Origin of the sequence: Pseudomonas brassicacearum, from assembly GCF_003732265.1 — a bacterium.
Taxonomy (GTDB): Bacteria; Pseudomonadota; Gammaproteobacteria; order Pseudomonadales; family Pseudomonadaceae; genus Aquipseudomonas; species Aquipseudomonas brassicacearum_D.
Map to the genome: position 1 here is coordinate 75,862 of NZ_MOBK01000002.1, position 18,238 is coordinate 94,099.

Below are 18,238 nucleotides of genomic sequence, written 5' to 3' on the forward strand. Positions count from 1 at the left end.
GCAAAAGTTGTACCAGTCATTTGTACTGAACCTTCGCGCAAGGCTCATACTCGAACCCATCAGAAGTCACTTACGGAGATCTACCCATGGCCAGCATCAAGGCAAAGACTGCTCAAGAAATCCTGATGAACGATTTTCAGACCCTGGTCAGCGACACGGAGCGGTTGCTGGAGCACACCGCGACCCTGGCCGGCGATCAGGCGGATGAACTGCGCACCCAGATCCACGACAGCCTGTTGCGTGCCCGGGAAACCCTGAAGCTGACCGAAGACTCGTTGCGCGAACGCGGCCAGGCCGCCGTCACCGCGACTGAAGACTACGTGCAGGCCAACCCATGGCAATCGGTCGGCATCGCCGCCGGGGTAGGCTTCCTCATTGGCCTGCTAGCTTCTCGGCGCTGATATGTCTATCGGCGAATCCAGCTCGTCTGCGACGGGCACAAGCGCTTCATCGCGGCGCCTGGGTGCCGCTTTTCTCGGACTGTTGCACAGCCATGTCGAACTGTTCGGCATCGAGTTGCAGGAACAAAAGGCACGCACCGTAAGCCTGCTGCTGTTTGCAGGCCTGGCGCTGGTCTTTGCATTGTTGTTGCTGGTGGGGTTGTCGACCCTGGTGTTGATTGTGTTTTGGGACACCTATCGCCTGGCCGCCATCATCGGGCTCTGCGTGTTCTACACCCTTGCCGCGATCTTCTGCGGATTGCGCTTGAAAGCAGCGGTCTTCGATGAGTCCTCGCCCTTCCATGGCACCCTGGAAGAATTGGCCAACGATCGGGAGCGCCTGCTGCCATGAGCCTGCCTCAACTGCCCAACAACAGCTCGCGCGCGGAAATGCGCAAGGCGCTGATTCGCCTGCGCATGGAAATGCACCGTCAGGAAATCCGCCTCGAGTCCCGGGAACTGCTGCAACCCTTGCAGCGGATTCGCGGCATGAAGCAAGATCTGCAGGACGGTTTTGGCATCAAGCACGCCCCGCTCTGGGGCGTGGCGGCCGTCACCTTGCTCGGCTTCCTGACAGGCAAGAGTACCCGCAACGGCGGCGCCAGCAGCCTGACTCGGCTGGTTCGTCTGGGCACCAGCCTGGGGCCCTTGATCAAGCTGGTCCTGCAAAGCAATTCGCGCAAAGACTAATTAGCCACTATCTGGCTGCATTCTTGCAATACCACCGGGATGAACCTCTCTATCGAGGGGTTCAATCCTGTGTGCCCACCCGGTAAACAGGCGTAATCCAAAACAAGAATCTAACAAGGAGGCCACGTGATCGACGGGCAACCGCTCGCCTGCTTTCAACCCTTCATCGATACCGCCACCGGCCGTATCGCCGGTGTCGAGGCATTGGGCCGACTGCAACTGGCCAACGGTCAACTGGCCTCGGTAGGTCCGCTGTTCGCCGACCCGAGGACACCCGCCATCGCGTTGCGGCGTCTTGATCGCCAGATCCGCGACAACGCATTGAGCCGTTTGCATGAAGCGCCCTCGGACTGGTTTCTCAGCCTGAACATTTCCCCGCGCTGGATCAATCGCCTGCGGCCGGATCAAGCGCTGCCAAGCCTCAAACAACTGTGCAGGCACAACGTCGACCCGCAACGCATCGTCTTCGAGATCACCGAACTGGGCGGCGACATTCAGCGCCTGGCTGACGTCGTGGCTCGCTACCGAGAGGCAGGCGCACGAATCGCCATTGATGATTTCGGTGCCGGTTATTCTCAACTCGATCGCGTACTGGCCCTGCAGCCGGACATCCTCAAGCTCGACATGCGATTGTTCCAGGCGGCGGCGTTGGGCGGTCCGAGCAGCGATGTGGTGAAGGCGCTAGCCCAGATGGCCGAGAAAACCGGTTGCTGGATCATTGCCGAAGGCGTGGAAACAGAAGCTCAATTGAGTTTTGCCCTGGAGTGCGGCTCGCGGTACGTGCAGGGTTTTCTGTTTGCCAAGGCACAAACCGACTTCTTCGCCGCGGACGCTTTTGTCGAGCGCTTCGCGCAACTGCGCCAACGCTATGTTCAACAAAAACTGGCTGAGCGTGGGCGGCTGATGATCATGCGCCAGCAACTCGGCGAGCTGATGACCCTGTTACAGACATGGGCCCAAGCCCACGCACCGCTCAGCGCCCTGCCCCACCTGGACGCATTCCCCTGGCTGTTGCGTTTCTATCAATGCGATCGCCACGGCACGCAACTGACACCCAACCTTGAATGGCGAAACAATGCCTGGGAATCGGACACCCGGTACCTGGGTCACAACTGGTCATGGCGTCCGTATTTCTATCACTTGCTGGCAGAGGGCTGGGACGAGCGTCGGCTTACACTTTCCAACACGTACCGCGATGCCACCAGTAACCAGTATTGCCTCACCGCCGGGCAATTTTTCGACAATGGTGATCGACTGCTGCTCATCGACATCGACGCCGCCGGGCTCTAGGCTAAGGCATCAGTCACCTGACGGAGAGACCAGCCTTGGATTGGCAAACCCTGCTTACCCGCGAACGCCTCGGAAAACCTCTGCACAGCCCGGAAGAACTCGGCCGCAGTCCTTTCCACAAAGACCATGACCGCATTATTTTCTCAGGTGCCTTTCGCCGGCTGGGACGCAAGACCCAAGTCCATCCGGTCAGCAGCAACGATCACATTCACACGCGCCTGACCCACTCGCTGGAAGTCAGTTGCGTCGGCCGCTCGTTGGGCATGCGCGTGGGTGAAACCATCCGCAGCGCCCTGCCGGACTGGTGCGAACCGAGCGACCTGGGGATGGTCGTGCAATCGGCTTGCCTGGCCCATGACATCGGCAATCCACCTTTCGGCCATTCAGGCGAAGATGCCATCCGCCACTGGTTCCAACAGGCAGCCGGCCGTGGTTGGCTGGATGACATGAGCGAAGTCGAACGTAATGACTTTCTGAATTTCGAAGGCAATGCCCAAGGCTTCCGGGTGCTCACTCAGTTGGAGTACCACCAGTTTGATGGTGGTACCCGTCTCACGTACGCCACGCTGGGTACGTACCTGAAGTATCCCTGGACGGCGAAGCACGCTGACTCGCTGGGCTACAAGAAGCACAAGTTCGGCTGTTATCAGAGCGAACTGCCGTTGCTGGAGCAGATCGCTCATAAACTCGGCCTGCCACAACTGGAGGAACAACGCTGGGCACGTCATCCATTGGTGTACCTGATGGAAGCCGCCGATGACATCTGCTACGCGCTGATCGACCTGGAAGACGGCCTGGAAATGGAGTTGCTTGAATACACCGAAGTCGAGTCGTTATTGCTCAACCTGGTGGGCGACGATCTTCCGGAAACCTACCGCCAACTGGGCCCGCTGGATTCGCGCCGACGCAAACTGGCCATCCTGCGGGGCAAAGCCATCGAACACCTGACCAATGCCGCGGCCCGGGCCTTCGTCGAACAACAGGACGCCCTGCTGGCCGGTACACTGCCCGGCGATTTGGTGGAACACATGCATGGCCCAGCCAAGCGCTGTGTCCTGAATGCCAAAGACATGGCCAGGAAAAAAATCTTCCAGGACAAGCGCAAGACACTGCATGAAATCGGCGCCTACACCACGCTGGAGATTCTACTGAACGCTTTCTGCGGCGCGGCACTGGAACAACACAACGGTCGAACGCCATCCTTCAAAAGTCGCCGCATCCTCGACTTGTTGGGCAACAACGCACCCGATCCTCGCGGGCCTTTGCACACTTCATTCCTGCGCATGATCGACTTCATCGCCGGCATGACCGACAGCTACGCCAGTGAAATGGCCCTGGAAATGACCGGTCGTTCAAGCCGCTGATGCCCCCGCCCCGACCCGCTGTTCAGATTGTCTGGAGAGCGGGTCGGGTGCTGGAATGATCAGGTACTACGTCGGATCAACAAAATCTACCGTTACCGGATATTTGATAAAAACATTGAAACAATCAGACTTTATAAACATATTGACCCTGACACTCCCCTAAAAACCTATCACTCAAACATCAACTAAATACATACAACACTTCCATTGATCCTGATTCAAAACCGAACTGGAACGTAGTCCTATTCTTCTTCAATTGTAGGATTTGTCCTATATCACTGCTATCGACCTGTCAGTTCATGCGCCCCTACAACTATCTGAGCTAAGGTGCGCGCTTTATTTGAGCTTGCATGGGATATGATTATGAACTCCGTTTTTATTGTCGACGATCACCCCGTTATCCGTCTTGCCGTCCGAATGTTGCTCGAACATGAAGGTTATAAAGTCGTCGGCGAAACTGATAACGGTGTCGACGCCATGCAGATGGTCCGCGAATGCATGCCAGACCTGGTTATTCTCGACATCAGCATTCCCAAACTGGATGGGCTGGAAGTTCTCTCCCGTTTTAATGCCATGTGTACTCCGTTAAAAACCCTGGTTTTAACGGCCCAGTGCCCGACCTTGTTCGGTATTCGCTGCATGCAGTCCGGCGCGTCGGGATATGTCTGCAAACAGGAAGACCTGAGTGAGCTGGTCAGTGCAATCAAAGCGGTGCTTTCCGGTTACAACTACTTCCCCAGCCAGGCGCTGAACCCCGTCCGTAGCGATGACACGCGATATGCCGACCTGGAGCTATTCAAGTCAGTCAACGACCGGGAATTAATGGTATTGCAACTGTTTGCACAAGGCCGCACCAACAAGGAAATTGCCAAGGGCATGTTCCTGAGCAACAAGACCGTCAGCACCTATAAAAAGCGTTTGATGCAAAAACTCAAAGCCAAATCACTGGTTGAACTTATCGATATGGCAAAACGCAACGCCTTAGTGTGAGAGACCGGATGCCCAGTCGTTTAAAGGATTATCTGATACTGATCACCGCCGGCTTATGCCTGAGCACGTCAGTGTCTGCGACACACTCCGCCAGCGAGCATTACACCCTGCTCAGTCGCTCAATGGTCGGGCACATGGAAGTACAGCTGGATAAATCACAGCGACAATGGATCAAAAACAAACGCGAACTGATTCTGGGCAGCTCAGCCCCCGATTACCCGCCTTTCGACCTGACCAGCAGCGGCAGCGACTATGAAGGCTTCACCGCCGATTACGCGGGCATCCTTGGCAAGGCGACCGGCCTGCCAGTCAAGGTTCAGCGCTACGCATCCCGGGAAGACGCCATCGAGGCGCTGGAAAACGGCGAGGTCGACATGCTCGGCAGCGCCAACGGATTTGAGGCACGCAACGCCGACATTGTGCTGTCGACACCTTACGCCGCGGATCAACCGGTTCTGGTGACACGAGAAGGAGAAAACCGATCCCTGTCCGACGGACTGGCCGGATTGCGGTTGAGCATGGTGTACCACTACTTACCGATGGAAGAAGTCAAAGCCCTTTATCCGAAGGCGATCATCACGGTCTACCCGTCTTACCAGAACGCAATTAACGCGGTCGCGTTCGATCAGGCAGATGTCTTTCTCGGCGACACCATTTCAACCCACTACCTGATCAACAAGGGTTACCTGAACAACGTCCGGATGGCTAACTTCGGTAAACACGAAGTCCACGGTTTCAGTTTTGCCGTGCACCGAAACAACCCGGAACTGCTTGGGATCATCAACACGATACTGAATGCCACACCCACCCATTCGCGCGAAGAGATCGCCAAACGCTGGAGTGCAGGCAGTGACATCCTTCTCACCGATCACAAACTGCAACTTACCACTCGTGAAGAACGCTGGCTGGCGCAACATCCGGTGGTTAGCGTGGTGGTCAATGAGGCGTTTGCGCCGCTGACATTTTTCGATAACGACGACAACTTTCGAGGTGTCGCCGCCGATCTGCTCGAACTGATCAGGTTGCGCACCGGTCTGCGCTTCGAGATCCATCGCAGCCGAAGCGATGACGAGATGATCGAGCGCATCAGTCAGCATCAGACCGACCTGATTGCCGCTCTGCTGCCCAGCGCCCACCGTGAAACGCTGGTGAACTTCAGCCGTCCTTATCTGGAAAATTCTTTTGTCCTTTTGACGCGCAAAGTGGCTGACAGCCCGATTGACCTCACACAGTTTTCGGGTAAACGCCTGACGATTGCCCAAGGTAATCCGATGGTGGATTACCTGCGTCGCGAATTCCCGAACGTCAACCTGATAGAAACGCCCGACACCTTCAGTGCCGTACAACTGGTTGCAGAAGGTCAGGCTGAAGGCGCCGTAACCTCGCTGGTGATCGCCAACTACTTCATCTCATCCAGAGTCTTTGAACAGACGCTTCAGATCAGTTCCACCGTTGGCACGCAACAGGCTGCGTTCTCGCTGGCGACCGGGCGCGATGCCAAAGAATTGAGCGCCATCCTCGACAAGGCATTGCTGAGCATCACCCCGCAAGAATTGGGCATTATCAACAGTCGCTGGCGGGGTTACTCCTCGACGTCGCAAAACACCTGGCGCAACTACCACCGGGTGTTCTATCAAGTGGTGTTGGGTGTTGGCGTGCTGTTACTGATGTCTGTTGCCTGGAACGCTTACATGCGTCGTCAAATCAAGCAGCGTCAGGCAGCCGAACTCGCGCTGAATGACCAACTTGAGTTCATGCGCTCACTGGTCAATGGCACGCCGCATCCGATCTACGTGCGTGACCGCCAGGGGTTGCTGCAAACCTGCAACGACAGTTACCTGCAGGCCTTCAGCGCAAAGTACGAAGACGTGATCGGCAAAAGCGTCATTCAAGGCAAGCTGAGCAATGCGTTCGAGGCCCGGGAGTTTGAAGCTGACTATCAGCGAGTCGTAAACGAAGGTACACCGCTGATTCTCGACCGCACGTTGCACATCGGCAGTCGCCAGTTGACGATTTATCACTGGGTGCTGCCCTACCGGGACTCGAGCGGTGAAGTGCAGGGCATCATTGGTGGCTGGATCGACATCAGCGAGCGGCGACAACTGTTCGATGACCTTCGAGCGGCCAAGGAACGCGCCGATGAGGCGAACAGGGCCAAAAGCACTTTTCTGGCGACCATGAGCCATGAGATCCGTACCCCGATGAATGCAATCATCGGCATGCTCGAGCTGACCCTCAAGCGTATCGAGCCGGCTCATCCCGACCGATCCGCCATCGACGTCGCGTACAACTCGGCGAAAGACCTGCTGGAACTGATCGGGGACATTCTCGATATCGCGCGCATCGAATCCGGGCACCTGAACCTGAACCCGGAACGCGTCAACCTGAATGAAACGGTAACGTCGGTCGTGAGGATCTTCGACGGCCTCGCCCGGCAGAAAAACCTGCGCCTGTTACTGGACTTGAGTCCTGCTCAACTGCCAAACGATGTGCTGATCGACCCGATGCGCTTCAAGCAGGTGCTGTCCAATCTGATCAGCAACGCCATCAAGTTTACCGAACAGGGTCAGGTCCGGATTGTGCTGGAGTGGCAAGCCACTGAGGAGCCTGACCGGGTCAGGTTTCGCGTGCAGGTTCAGGACAGCGGAATCGGCATCAGCGAGCAGGATCAACAGCGACTGTTCGAGCCATTCGCCCAGGCGACACACAGCACGCAGTCGAACCGGGGAGGCGCCGGGCTTGGCCTGGTGATCAGCCGTACCCTGTGCGAGATGATGGGCGGCAGCCTGCAATTGCGCAGCAAACCCGGTGACGGCACGCAGGTCGAGATAACGCTGCACCTGACGACATTGCCGCCAGACCTGCTGCCGAAAATCGTCGAAGCACCGGTTCAATCCACCTCAACTCCGTTGAAGGTCCTGGTGGTCGACGATCACCCGGCCAATCGCCTGCTCATGTGCCAGCAACTGGAGTTTTTGGGGCACCACCACCGTGCTGAAACGGATGGCGAAACCGGGTTCGAGGCATGGAAGCACGGGCAGTTCGATCTGGTAATTGTCGATTGCAACATGCCGGTCATGAATGGCTACGAACTTGCCCGCCTGATTCGCCAACACGAACAGCAACAGTCGCGCGCGGCGTGCACCCTGCTGGGCTTCACCGCCAACGCACAGCCGGAAGAAGTACAACGCTGCAAAGACGCCGGGATGGACGACTGCCTGTTCAAACCCCTCAGCCTGGCAGCCTTGAGACTGTGGATTGAACGCGTCAAGCCGATCGCCCGTCTCCCCGCGTTCAGCCTTGAAGGGCTGCAATTGCTCACTGGCGGCAATCCGAAGCTGGATCAACGTCTGTTGCTCGAAGTGCTGAACAGCAATCGTCTGGACCGCCAGGAATTGCTGGATTTGTCACAGTGCAAAGACCGCCAGTCATTCCTCGATATCGCTCACAAAATCAAGGGGGCGGCGCGCATCGTCCAGGCGGGTCGATTGATCGACAGCTGCGAGGCGCTCGAAAGCGCCTGCCGTGAAACGTTTCACCCCGAAAACGTAGCCGACTGCACCCAAGCCATCAAGCACGCCATGCTCGAGCTGGAGCACGCATTGCAACAACAAATAGGGCACAACGACAGAAGCAGAATGATGGAGCCTTAACTATGCTTGGACGCTGAGCAGTGTGTTAACCATCACGGAGAGACCAGTAATGTCCAACCCACTGCGCCCCGATCAACGCAGGTTTCCGCTGCACGTCCATATCAGCGTGATGTTTACCTTCTTGCTGCTGCTCACGGGCGTGGTGCTGGGCATTTTCAATTACCGGCAAACCACGCAGATCATCCTGTCCAGCAGTGAAAAACTGTTCAATCGCATCGAACAGGATGTCCGGCTGGACCTTCAGGGCACTTATGAACCGATTCGCCACCTGCTGAGCCTGCTGGCGGACAACCCGGCGACGGAGGCCACCGCGCTGGAGCAACGGCTCGCGCTGCTGAAACCCTTTAGCCAGTCGCTCAAAGACAATCCCAACCTGGCCTCGCTGTACCTGGGATACGGTAACGGCGACTTTTTCATGGTGCGCCCCCTGCGCACCCCCGCCCTGAGAACGCTCACCAATGCCCCTGACACTGCGGCCTATCAGGTCTGGAGCATCGAACACCACTCCGGCACCGGAAAGTCGCGGTCCCAGTCCTTGTTTTTTGATCAACACCTGGCGCTCGTCAGCCGCCAGGATAACCCTGAAGAAACCTACGATCCGCGCACTCGCGCCTGGTTCACCAGCGCTCGCAGCGATGAGGGCCAGATCACCACCGAACCCTATGTGTTTTTCTCCACTCACCATGTCGGGACGACGCTAGCCCGGCGCAGCGGCGAAAACGCGGTGATGGGCGCCGACCTGACCCTCGCCGAACTGTCGGCGACGCTGGCCAAACATGTGGTGACCCCCCATACCGAAATCGTGCTGTTCGATGCCGAGGGCAACGCCGTTGCCTATCCCGACAGCAACAGGCTGATCGTCGACGACCAGACCGCACGCCTGATCAAGGCGGCCGATCTGAATCCGGCACTCGGTGCCCTGCTCACCCATCCGCCCGAGGGAAATCGCCTGGACGCCGCCGGTCGCGAATGGATTGTCGCCCGCAGCAGCATGCAGGAAGGCGGGCCGCAAGGATTGCAGCTGGCGCTGTTGGTGCCCGAAGATGAATTACTGGTCGATGCCTACCGCATGCGCTGGCAAGGCGGGCTGATCACCCTGGCAACGTTGTTGTTGTGCCTGCCGCTGGGGTGGCTTACCTCCAGAATTCTTGTCAAACCCTTGCGCGCACTGGTGCAGGAAGCCGATGCGATCCGCAGTTTCAATTTCAACTTTCCCGTCAGCCGACGCTCGCCCGTGCTGGAAGTCGACCAACTGAGCGTGTCGATGACACGCATGAAGGACACCCTGGCGAGTTTTTTCCAGATTTCTGACAGCCTGAGCGCCGAGACCCGTTTCGCACCGTTGCTGCAACGGGTGCTGTTCGAAACCGTGAAGATCGGGCAGGCCCAGGCGGGCCTGATTTACCTGCGCGAGCAGGAGGGCGACCGCATGGAGCCCCATGGCCTGGTGATCAACGAGACCTCCCAGGCGTTGCCGGCGTTTGGTATTCAAGGCTACGAACTCCAGGATTCACGGAGCCCTCAGTGGATGCAGCAGTTGTCCAGCGCCGACAATGTGGTCACCAGCCTGGGCTTCGAAAACGCAGCAGATCTGCAAAAGGTGCTGCTGGCGCTGGAATGCCCGCGGGTTCACCTGATCGGTATCCGGTTGCACAATCGGCATAACGAAACCGTCGGCCTGCTGGTCCTCTTGCTCGCCGACAGTGGCACACAAAACGAACTGGAAAAGCTGCGTCCGGACCGAATCGCATTTCTCCAGGCAGTATCTGGCGCGGCAGCGGTGAGTATTGAAAGCCAGCGTTTGCAAGCCCGGCAGAAACAACTGCTGGACTCTTTCATTCAATTACTGGCTGGCGCCATCGATGCCAAAAGTCCTTACACCGGCGGGCATTGTCAGCGAGTGCCGGAATTGACGCTGATGCTCGCCGAGGCTGCCGCCGCCAGTCAGGAACCGGCCTTCAGCGGTTTTCACCCCACGGAAGATGAATGGGAAGCCCTGCACATCGCGGCGTGGCTGCACGACTGCGGCAAAGTCACCACCCCGGAATATGTGGTCGACAAAGCCACCAAACTTGAAACCCTGAACGACCGTATCCACGAAATCCGCACACGTTTCGAAGTGCTCAAGCGCGACGCCTGGATCAATTACTGGCAGGCCATTGCCCACGGCGGCGACGAACATCACCTGGCCGAATTGCGTAACGCCACCCTGGCAGGTCTGGACGATGATTTTGCGTTCATTGCCCACTGCAATCTGGGCGGCGAGGCCGTGGCCGAAGCCGACCTGCAACGCTTGCGCGGCATTGCTCAACGCACCTGGACCCGTACCCTGGATGATCGGCTTGGGGTTTCATGGGAAGAGAATCGCCGCCAGGCACGCACACCGGCCCCGACGCTGCCGGTCAGCGAGCCATTACTGGCGGACAAACCCGAGCATCTGTTTGAACGTGCCGAAAGCGAGCTGATTCCGGCTGACAATCCGTGGGGTTTCAAACTCGATGTGCCGCAGTACAAATACAACCGGGGCGAACTCTATAACCTGAGCATCACCCGAGGCACGCTGACTCGCGAGGAGCGCTACATCATCAATCATCACATGGTGCAGACGATCCTGATGCTCAGCCGTCTGCCCTTCCCCAGCCACCTCGACAACGTCGCGGAGATCGCCGGCGGCCATCACGAGAAAATGGACGGCACCGGTTATCCCAAACAGCTGAAGCGCGAAGAGATGAGCCTGCCGGCGCGCATGATGGCGATTGCCGATATTTTCGAAGCGCTGACCGCTGCCGATCGCCCGTACAAGAAGGCCAAAACCTTGAGCGAGGCCTTGGGCATCATGGCCAACATGTGCCGTGACGCCCACATCGACCCGGAGCTGTTCGGGCTGTTCGTCCAGGCACGCATTTATCTGCAGTACGCAGAACGATTCCTCGATCCGCAGCAAATTGACGCCGTCGACCCGACCAGCCTGCTGGTCAAGGCAGGCTTGAGTGCCTGATCAGCAATCGGTCAGGCGCAGGAAAATCTCCGCCAGGCGCTCGATGCCGGCTTGATCCTCAGCGGTAAACCGCGCCAGTTTCGGGCTGTCGAGGTCCAGCACACCGATCAGTCGACCGTCCTTGACCAGCGGCACAACCAGTTCGCTGTTCGATGCGCTGTCGCACGCGATATGCCCGGGAAAGGCGTGCACGTCTTCAACCAATTGAGTCTGCAAGGTCGACGCGGCCGTCCCGCACACACCGCGACCAAACGGAATCCGCACGCAGGCGATTTGCCCCTGGAAGGGACCGAGCACCAGTTCTTCGTTGCGATTGAGGTAGAAACCGGCCCAGTTCAAATCTTCGAGCTGGTTGAACAGGAAGGCCGAGAATTGCGCAGCGTTGGCAATGAAATCACGCTCGTCCGCCAGCAACGATTCCAGCTGCGCCCACAACATGCCGTAACCATCCAGCCCTTGGCCGCTCTTCTGTAAATCAATCATGCTTTGTGCTCCAACAGCTTGAGCCCGACCCAATAGCGGGCAAATTGATAAGCGCAACGTCCATTGCGATTGCCTCGGCCACCGGCCCAACGCACCGCGAGGATGTCCAGCTCTTCGTCACGCTGCCACTCAAGACCGGCCTTGCCGGCCAGTTGACCGATCCAGTGTTCGACGACGTTGAGGAAATGTTCCTGAGTAAACGGATAAAACGACAGCCACAGGCCGAAGCGGTCCGACAGCGCGATCTTGTCTTCCACCGCCTCGCTGGGGTGCAGTTCACCGTCGACGCGTTTCCAGTTTTCGTTATCGCTTTCCTTTTCCGGCACCAGGTGGCGACGGTTGGACGTGGCGTACAGCAGAACATTGTCCGGCGCTTGTTCGAGCGAGCCGTCGAGCACGCTCTTGAGTACGCGATAGTCGCCCTCGCCCGCCTCGAACGACAGGTCATCGCAGAACAGCACAAAGCGCTGCGGCAACTTGGCGATTTGCTCGACCACGCGCGGCAGGTCCGCCAGGTGATCGCGCTCGATCTCGATCAGGCGCAAACCGGCCTGGGCGTGTTCGGCCAGCAAGGCCCGCACCAGCGACGATTTACCGGTGCCGCGCGAGCCCCAGAGCAACGCGTGGTTGGCCGGCATGCCGTCGAGGAACTGCTGGGTATTTCGCCCCAGTTGCTCCAGTTGCCGGTCGACGCCGATCAGGTCGGACAAGCGCATGTCGAGGCTGACGTGCAGCGGCAGCAGAAAACCGCTGCGCCCCTCGCGTTGCCAGCGCGCGGCCAGGCATTGGTTCCAGTCGATGGCTTGCCGAGGTGCGGGCAGCAGCGGCTCGATACGGGCCAAAACAGCATCGGCGCGTTCAAGAAAAGCATTCAATCGGGCGTCCACGTCTTCTCCTCGGGCACGTTCACAGTGATGATGGCGATACAGCAACGAAAACACAGCGTTCAGTGCCCGGTTTATCCCCTGCTCAGGGGTTCGCGAGAACATCGGAATCCATGCATGATCGACTATGCTTGAGCAGCGAAAGGAAACGGAAGTGGTTCAACACCCCATGGACATCAAATTCACCCACCGGCTGTCATACAAGCAAGCCAGGCTTACTGTGCTGGTCGGTTTCATTCTGGGCACGCTGCTCAGCCTGCTGCAAATAGGCATCGATTATGCCAGCGAAGACGCCTCCATCAACCGCGAAATACTGTCTTTGCTGGAAATCAGCCACAACCCCGCCTCGCGCATCGCCTACAACATCGACGCCGAACTCGCCCAGGAACTGACCATGGGCCTGGTGCGCTCGCCGGCGATCCTCAGCGCGAAACTCACCGACAACAACAATACCGTGCTGGCCAGCGTCAAACGCCCCAGCGCGCAAAGTAGCTATCGAGTCATCAGCGACTTCCTGTTCGGCGCCAATCGGCAGTTCGAAGACCGTCTGTTTCTCGATCACCTGCCCAATGAATCCCTCGGCACCTTGCAACTGGAAGTCGACACCTACGCCTTCGGCAGCCGCTTCCTGCGCCGGGCCGAAGTGACGCTGCTCAACGGCTTCGCCCGAAGCCTGATCCTGACAGGCATTTTGCTGGCGCTGTTCTACGTGATGCTGACCAAACCCCTGGTGCGGGTCATCCGCGAACTCAGTGGCCGCGACCCACGCAGCGCAGAGCCAACCTGGCTGGAATACCCGGCGGGGCATAAAAACGATGAAATCGGTGTGCTGGTCAAAGTCGCCAACCAACAATTCGAAAACATCGCCACCGAAATCCAGCAACGACGCAACGCCGAAAACCGTCTGACCGACTACCTCAGTCAACTGGAAAACATCGTTTCGGCACGCACCGCGGAACTCAAGGCGATCAATGCCCGGCTCAGCCAATCCAATCAGGAACTGGAAGTCGCGCGCACCACGGCCATCGAGATGGCTGAAGCACGTTCGGTCTTTCTGGCGAACATGAGCCATGAAATCCGCACCCCTCTCAATGGCCTGTTGGGAATGATCGCGCTGTCGCTGGACGGCCCGCTCACGGCCGAACAGCAACAACAACTGTCGATCGCCCATGACTCGGGCAAAGTGCTGGTGGAACTGCTCAACGATATTCTCGACCTGTCGAAATTCGATGCAGGTCAACTGGAGCTCGAACACATTCCGTTCGACCTTGGCGCGCTGGTCGAAGACACCGCCAACCTGCTTTCTCAGAATGCGGCGCCGAGCGTGGAGTTGACATGCCTGATCGATCCGCAATTTCCGGCACTGGTGCTGGGGGACCCGACCCGGGTGCGGCAGATCGTCAGCAACCTGTTGTCCAATGCGCTCAAGTTCACCCGCTTCGGTCGGGTCGATTTGCGTCTGTCTGCCTTCGAAGAGGGGGTCAGGATCGAAGTTTGCGACACCGGCATCGGGATCGCCCACGATGCCCAGGTCAAGATCTTCCAGCCGTTTACCCAGGCCGGCGCCGGCATCACCCGACAGTTCGGCGGTACGGGGCTGGGCCTGGCCCTGACCTATAACCTCTGCGAAGCCATGCAGGGACGCCTGACGATCAGTTCGGAAGCCGGTTTTGGCAGCCAGTTCTGCGCCGACCTGCCGCTGCCTGCCCACACTCGCGCCATGTCCCCGGCACCGCTGTCCGGCAAGGTCATTGCGATCACCGCTGCCAGCAGCGGTCTGGCCGAGCTGCTGAAAACCCTGCTGCCGGCGTGGGGACTCGACTATCAACAGCGCTCCATCGATGACTCGCTGCTAGGGCTTGAACCTGATGTCTTGATCACCGACTGCCCCGAATGCCTGTTTGGCCTGCGCCCCACCCTTGACGCGCCGATTCTGCTGGTGACCGCTTATGGCAACTTCATGCCCAGCGAACAGGCGAGCGCCCTCGCCCCCTTGCAGCAACAGGCACGACCGCTGGCGCGCAATGCGCTTTACCAGACTTTGCGGCGGGTCTTGCAGCCAGAAACCACGATGATCAATGGCGCGCGGATCGAAGCCCTTCCCCACCTGCGGCGCGGACGGGTATTGCTCGTCGAGGACAACCCGGTCAATCAGTTGGTTGCCAAGGGCATGCTCGGCAAATTGGGCTGCGAGGTCATCGTCGCCGCTCACGGGGCCGAAGCGCTGGATCAACTGGAGCAAAGCGACTTCGACCTGGTGTTGATGGACTGCAACATGCCGGTGATGGACGGCTACGAAGCCAGTCGGCAAATACGTCGCAGCGGACGCTGGCCGCAACTGCCCATCGTCGCGCTGACCGCCAACGCCATGTCCGAGGAGCGCGAACGCTGCCGCGCGGCGGGCATGAGCGACTATTTGGCCAAGCCCTTCCGCCGCGAAGAACTGGCCGCGCTGCTTGATCTATGGGTTCCCACTACGACAGTGCCTTGATCTGCCCCAACAAATGATCGAGACCATTACGCAGATCACTCAGGCGATCCAGATCCACCCCGCTGTCGCACAACAGGCGCGCCTTGAGCGGGCCGACCTGATCACGCAGCGCCTTGCCGGCCGGTGACAGACTGAGGTGCACCTCACGCTCATCACGAGCCGAACGCTGACGCTGCACCAGTTGCAATTGTTCAAGTCGCTTGAGCAACGGCGTCAGGGTGCCGGAATCCAGCGCCAGTCGCTCGCCCAGCGCCTTGACCGTCGGTTGCTCGGGGGCCGCCTCCTGCCATTCCCACAACACCAGCATGGCCAGGTATTGCGGATAGGTCAGGCCGAGCTGGTCGAGCATCGGCTTGTAGGCACGAATCACCGCCCGGGAAGCGGCGTACAGCTTGAAGCAGAGCTGACTGTCGAGCTTCAGCGAATCGACTGACAGGCTGTTCATTTGAGCAGGGCTTCGATCTCGCGGCTCAGGTCCTGCGGTTTGGTCGCCGGGGCGAAGCGCTTGACCAACTGACCGTCCTTGCCGATCAGGAACTTGGTGAAGTTCCACTTGATGCCCTGCGAACCCAGTACACCCGGAGCGCGTTTTTTCAATTGAACGAATAACGGATGGGCGCCGGCACCGTTGACTTCGATCTTCTTGAACAGCGGGAAGCTGACACCGAAGTTCAATTCGCAGAATTCGGAAATGGCGCCTTCATTGCCGGGTTCCTGCTTGCCGAACTGGTTGCACGGAAAGCCGAGCACCACTAACCCTTGGTCCTTGTAGGTTTGCCACAACTCTTCCAGACCTTTGTATTGCGGGGTGAAGCCGCACTTGCTGGCGGTATTGACCACGAGTACGGCTTTGCCGGCGTAATCGGCCAGGGTCTTTTGCTCACCCTTGATGGTGGTACACGGGATGCTCAGCAGGTTGTCGGTCATGACTTGCACTCTTGATGAAAGAAGACGGGATAAACATAGCGAGCAATTGAATTGTGTGCAATTTAAATATCCGGAGAGCGATCAACCGATCACTCCCGATGACTTATTCGCGCGGCACCAGGTCCAGGCACACCGAGTTGATGCAATAACGCAGGCCGGTCGGCGGCGGACCATCCGGGAACACATGCCCCAGGTGAGCATCGCATTTGGCGCAGACCACTTCGGTGCGGATCATGCCGTGGCTGACGTCACGAATCTCGACCATGGCGCTGCCGCCGATCGGTGCGTAGAAGCTCGGCCAGCCGCAGCCGGAGTCAAATTTGGTCTTGGAGTCGAACAGCGGCTTGTTGCAGCAGATGCAGTGGTAAACGCCGTCGACCTTGCTGTCGTTGTATTTACCGGAAAACGGCCGCTCGGTGCCCTTGAGGCGGCACACGTTGTACTGCTCCGGGTCGAGCATCGCCTTCCATTCTTCCAGGGTTTTTTCCAACTTTTCCATCATCACACCTCAGCAACTGAAAAAGCCCGATCTGTACCTTTTCCACGGATCGGGCGGCACGTATGATTGCGCCTCGTCAAACGCCAGTCTGGCAGCCAGACCACGCGCATTCAAACGGATTTATGGGTGCTGCATCTCAAGGCGTCAGGCCTGTGTGAATACGCAGGATTCCCAGTACGGTAGTTCATACACCGCCTGGATCGTTCATTTTCGGGATCACATCGCCATGCAGGTCAGCAAATCGAACAAGCTCGCCAACGTCTGCTACGACATTCGCGGCCCAGTGCTCAAGCACGCCAAACGCCTGGAAGAGGAAGGTCATCGCATCCTCAAGCTGAACATTGGCAACCCGGCGCCTTTTGGTTTCGAAGCGCCGGATGAAATCCTCCAGGACGTGATCCGCAATCTGCCGACCGCCCAGGGCTATAGCGATTCCAAAGGCCTGTTCAGCGCACGCAAGGCTGTGATGCAGTACTACCAGCAGAAGCAGGTTGAAGGTGTCGGCATCGAAGATATCTACCTGGGCAACGGTGTTTCCGAGCTGATCGTGATGTCGATGCAGGCCCTTCTCAACAACGGCGACGAAGTGCTGGTGCCGGCCCCGGACTATCCGCTGTGGACGGCCGCAGTCAGCCTGTCGGGCGGCAACCCGGTGCATTACCTGTGCGACGAACAAGCCAACTGGTGGCCGGACCTGGCCGACATCAAGGCCAAGATCACTCCGAACACCAAGGCACTGGTGATCATCAACCCGAACAACCCGACCGGTGCGGTGTATTCGAAGGAAGTGTTGCTGGGCATGCTCGAACTGGCGCGCCAGCACAACCTGGTGGTGTTCTCGGATGAGATCTACGACAAGATTCTGTACGACGACGCCGTGCACATTTGCACCGCATCCCTGGCCCCGGACCTGTTGTGCCTGACCTTCAACGGTCTGTCCAAGTCCTATCGCGTGGCCGGTTTCCGTTCCGGCTGGATCGCCATCTCCGGCCCGAAACATCACGCGCAGAGCTACATCGAAGGCATCGACATGCTGGCCAATATGCGCCTGTGTGCCAACGTGCCGAGCCAGCACGCGATCCAGACCGCGCTGGGTGGCTATCAGAGTATCAATGACCTGGTGCTGCCGCAGGGCCGTTTGCTGGAACAGCGTAATCGCACCTGGGAACTGCTCAACGACATTCCGGGCGTCACCTGCGTCAAGCCGATGGGCGCGCTGTATGCGTTCCCGCGGATCGACCCGAAAGTCTGCCCGATCCATAACGACGAGAAGTTCGTGCTCGACCTGCTGCTCTCCGAGAAGCTGCTGGTGGTTCAGGGCACAGCCTTCAACTGGCCTTGGCCGGATCACTTCCGCGTGGTGACCCTGCCGCGCGTGGATGACCTGGAGATGGCCATCGGGCGGATCGGCAGCTTCCTCAAGTCCTACCGTCAGTAGAGGGTCAGTCACCGTGCGACTTTTTGCGAAAGTCGCACGGTGATTAATTCAGCAACACATCTCTGCGTCCTGCCACACATCCTTGCTTCAA

The 18,238-nt window shown here is 58.5% G+C and carries 15 protein-coding genes; 10 read left to right on the plus strand and 5 right to left on the minus strand.

All coding sequences use genetic code 11. The annotated features are described in order from the left end of the window. Window positions 1-86: 86 nt before the first annotated feature. The 8 genes from BK660_RS06410 (at window position 87) to BK660_RS06445 (ending at window position 11,425) form a co-directional block, all read left to right on the plus strand. Window positions 87-401, plus strand: a complete 315-nt coding sequence (locus BK660_RS06410; RefSeq protein WP_007943326.1) for an ElaB/YgaM/YqjD family protein — start codon at window positions 87-89, stop codon at window positions 399-401. Between the two features lies 1 nt (window position 402). Then, window positions 403-792 carry a phage holin family protein gene (locus BK660_RS06415; RefSeq protein WP_123432617.1) on the plus strand — a complete coding sequence of 130 codons (390 nt, stop codon included), beginning with the start codon at window positions 403-405 and terminating at the stop codon, window positions 790-792. Then, window positions 789-1,130, plus strand: coding sequence for a hypothetical protein (locus BK660_RS06420; RefSeq protein WP_123432618.1), 342 nt, complete (start codon window positions 789-791; stop codon window positions 1,128-1,130). Before BK660_RS06415 ends, BK660_RS06420 begins: the two co-directional genes overlap by 4 nt. 126 nt (window positions 1,131-1,256) lie before the next feature. Beyond that, window positions 1,257-2,420, plus strand: a complete 1,164-nt coding sequence (locus BK660_RS06425; RefSeq protein WP_123432619.1) for an EAL domain-containing protein — start codon at window positions 1,257-1,259, stop codon at window positions 2,418-2,420. Between the two features lie 35 nt (window positions 2,421-2,455). Further along, entirely contained in the window at window positions 2,456-3,784 is a 1,329-nt protein-coding gene (locus tag BK660_RS06430; protein ID WP_123432620.1) for a deoxyguanosinetriphosphate triphosphohydrolase, read from the plus strand. 363 nt (window positions 3,785-4,147) lie between these two features. After that, the gene (locus BK660_RS06435; protein WP_027925739.1) at window positions 4,148-4,774 is read left to right on the plus strand and encodes a response regulator transcription factor; all 627 of its coding nucleotides are present in this window, start codon (window positions 4,148-4,150) and stop codon (window positions 4,772-4,774) included. Between the two features lie 8 nt (window positions 4,775-4,782). Continuing rightward, the gene (locus BK660_RS06440) at window positions 4,783-8,427 is read left to right on the plus strand and encodes a transporter substrate-binding domain-containing protein (RefSeq protein ID WP_123432621.1); all 3,645 of its coding nucleotides are present in this window, start codon (window positions 4,783-4,785) and stop codon (window positions 8,425-8,427) included. A 49-nt stretch (window positions 8,428-8,476) separates the two neighbouring features. Further along, on the plus strand, window positions 8,477-11,425 hold the full coding sequence (locus BK660_RS06445) for an HD domain-containing phosphohydrolase (protein ID WP_123432622.1): 2,949 nt from the start codon (window positions 8,477-8,479) through the stop codon (window positions 11,423-11,425). On the opposite strand, the gene BK660_RS06450 is transcribed toward BK660_RS06445, so the two are convergent. Together BK660_RS06450 and BK660_RS06455 are read right to left on the minus strand one after the other, a co-directional pair. After that, window positions 11,426-11,908, minus strand: a complete 483-nt coding sequence (locus tag BK660_RS06450) for a GAF domain-containing protein (RefSeq protein WP_123432623.1) — start codon at window positions 11,906-11,908, stop codon at window positions 11,426-11,428. Beyond that, window positions 11,905-12,795 carry an ATP-binding protein gene (locus tag BK660_RS06455; RefSeq protein ID WP_123432624.1) on the minus strand — a complete coding sequence of 297 codons (891 nt, stop codon included), beginning with the start codon at window positions 12,793-12,795 and terminating at the stop codon, window positions 11,905-11,907. The genes BK660_RS06450 and BK660_RS06455 overlap by 4 nt, the downstream gene beginning before the upstream one ends. 166 nt (window positions 12,796-12,961) lie before the next feature. Between BK660_RS06455 and BK660_RS06460 the strand changes: the two genes are divergently transcribed. After that, on the plus strand, window positions 12,962-15,283 hold the full coding sequence (locus tag BK660_RS06460; protein ID WP_123432625.1) for a hybrid sensor histidine kinase/response regulator: 2,322 nt from the start codon (window positions 12,962-12,964) through the stop codon (window positions 15,281-15,283). On the opposite strand, the gene BK660_RS06465 is transcribed toward BK660_RS06460, so the two are convergent. The 3 genes from BK660_RS06465 to msrB all read right to left on the minus strand — a co-directional run bounded on the left by BK660_RS06465 (window position 15,267) and on the right by msrB (window position 16,709). Further along, entirely contained in the window at window positions 15,267-15,728 is a 462-nt protein-coding gene (locus BK660_RS06465; RefSeq protein WP_059182407.1) for a MarR family winged helix-turn-helix transcriptional regulator, read from the minus strand. The two genes, BK660_RS06460 and BK660_RS06465, sit on opposite strands and share 17 nt — an antisense overlap. Then, window positions 15,725-16,210, minus strand: coding sequence for a glutathione peroxidase (locus tag BK660_RS06470; protein ID WP_007943706.1), 486 nt, complete (start codon window positions 16,208-16,210; stop codon window positions 15,725-15,727). Before BK660_RS06470 ends, BK660_RS06465 begins: the two co-directional genes overlap by 4 nt. A gap of 103 nt (window positions 16,211-16,313) precedes the next feature. After that, a complete protein-coding gene (gene msrB, locus BK660_RS06475; protein WP_123432626.1) occupies window positions 16,314-16,709 on the minus strand; it encodes a peptide-methionine (R)-S-oxide reductase MsrB in 396 nt (131 codons plus the stop codon). A 226-nt stretch (window positions 16,710-16,935) separates the two neighbouring features. On the opposite strand from msrB, the gene BK660_RS06480 reads away from it, so the two are divergent. Further along, a complete protein-coding gene (locus BK660_RS06480; RefSeq protein WP_123432627.1) occupies window positions 16,936-18,147 on the plus strand; it encodes a pyridoxal phosphate-dependent aminotransferase in 1,212 nt (403 codons plus the stop codon). Window positions 18,148-18,238: the final 91 nt, after the last annotated feature.

Excerpts from the sequence above, each read along its gene's own strand:
- BK660_RS06470 (WP_007943706.1), bottom strand. The coding sequence starts at position 16,210 with ATGACCGACAACCTGCTGAGCATCCCGTGTACCACCATCAAGGGTGAG.
- BK660_RS06445 (WP_123432622.1), top strand. The coding sequence starts at position 8,477 with ATGTCCAACCCACTGCGCCCCGATCAACGCAGGTTTCCGCTGCACGTC.
- BK660_RS06415 (WP_123432617.1), top strand. The coding sequence starts at position 403 with ATGTCTATCGGCGAATCCAGCTCGTCTGCGACGGGCACAAGCGCTTCA.
- BK660_RS06420 (WP_123432618.1), top strand. The coding sequence starts at position 789 with ATGAGCCTGCCTCAACTGCCCAACAACAGCTCGCGCGCGGAAATGCGC.
- BK660_RS06460 (WP_123432625.1), top strand. The coding sequence starts at position 12,962 with ATGGACATCAAATTCACCCACCGGCTGTCATACAAGCAAGCCAGGCTT.
- BK660_RS06435 (WP_027925739.1), top strand. The coding sequence starts at position 4,148 with ATGAACTCCGTTTTTATTGTCGACGATCACCCCGTTATCCGTCTTGCC.
- msrB (WP_123432626.1), bottom strand. The coding sequence starts at position 16,709 with ATGGAAAAGTTGGAAAAAACCCTGGAAGAATGGAAGGCGATGCTCGAC.
- BK660_RS06450 (WP_123432623.1), bottom strand. The coding sequence starts at position 11,908 with ATGATTGATTTACAGAAGAGCGGCCAAGGGCTGGATGGTTACGGCATG.
- BK660_RS06480 (WP_123432627.1), top strand. The coding sequence starts at position 16,936 with ATGCAGGTCAGCAAATCGAACAAGCTCGCCAACGTCTGCTACGACATT.
- BK660_RS06440 (WP_123432621.1), top strand. The coding sequence starts at position 4,783 with ATGCCCAGTCGTTTAAAGGATTATCTGATACTGATCACCGCCGGCTTA.
- BK660_RS06465 (WP_059182407.1), bottom strand. The coding sequence starts at position 15,728 with ATGAACAGCCTGTCAGTCGATTCGCTGAAGCTCGACAGTCAGCTCTGC.
- BK660_RS06410 (WP_007943326.1), top strand. The coding sequence starts at position 87 with ATGGCCAGCATCAAGGCAAAGACTGCTCAAGAAATCCTGATGAACGAT.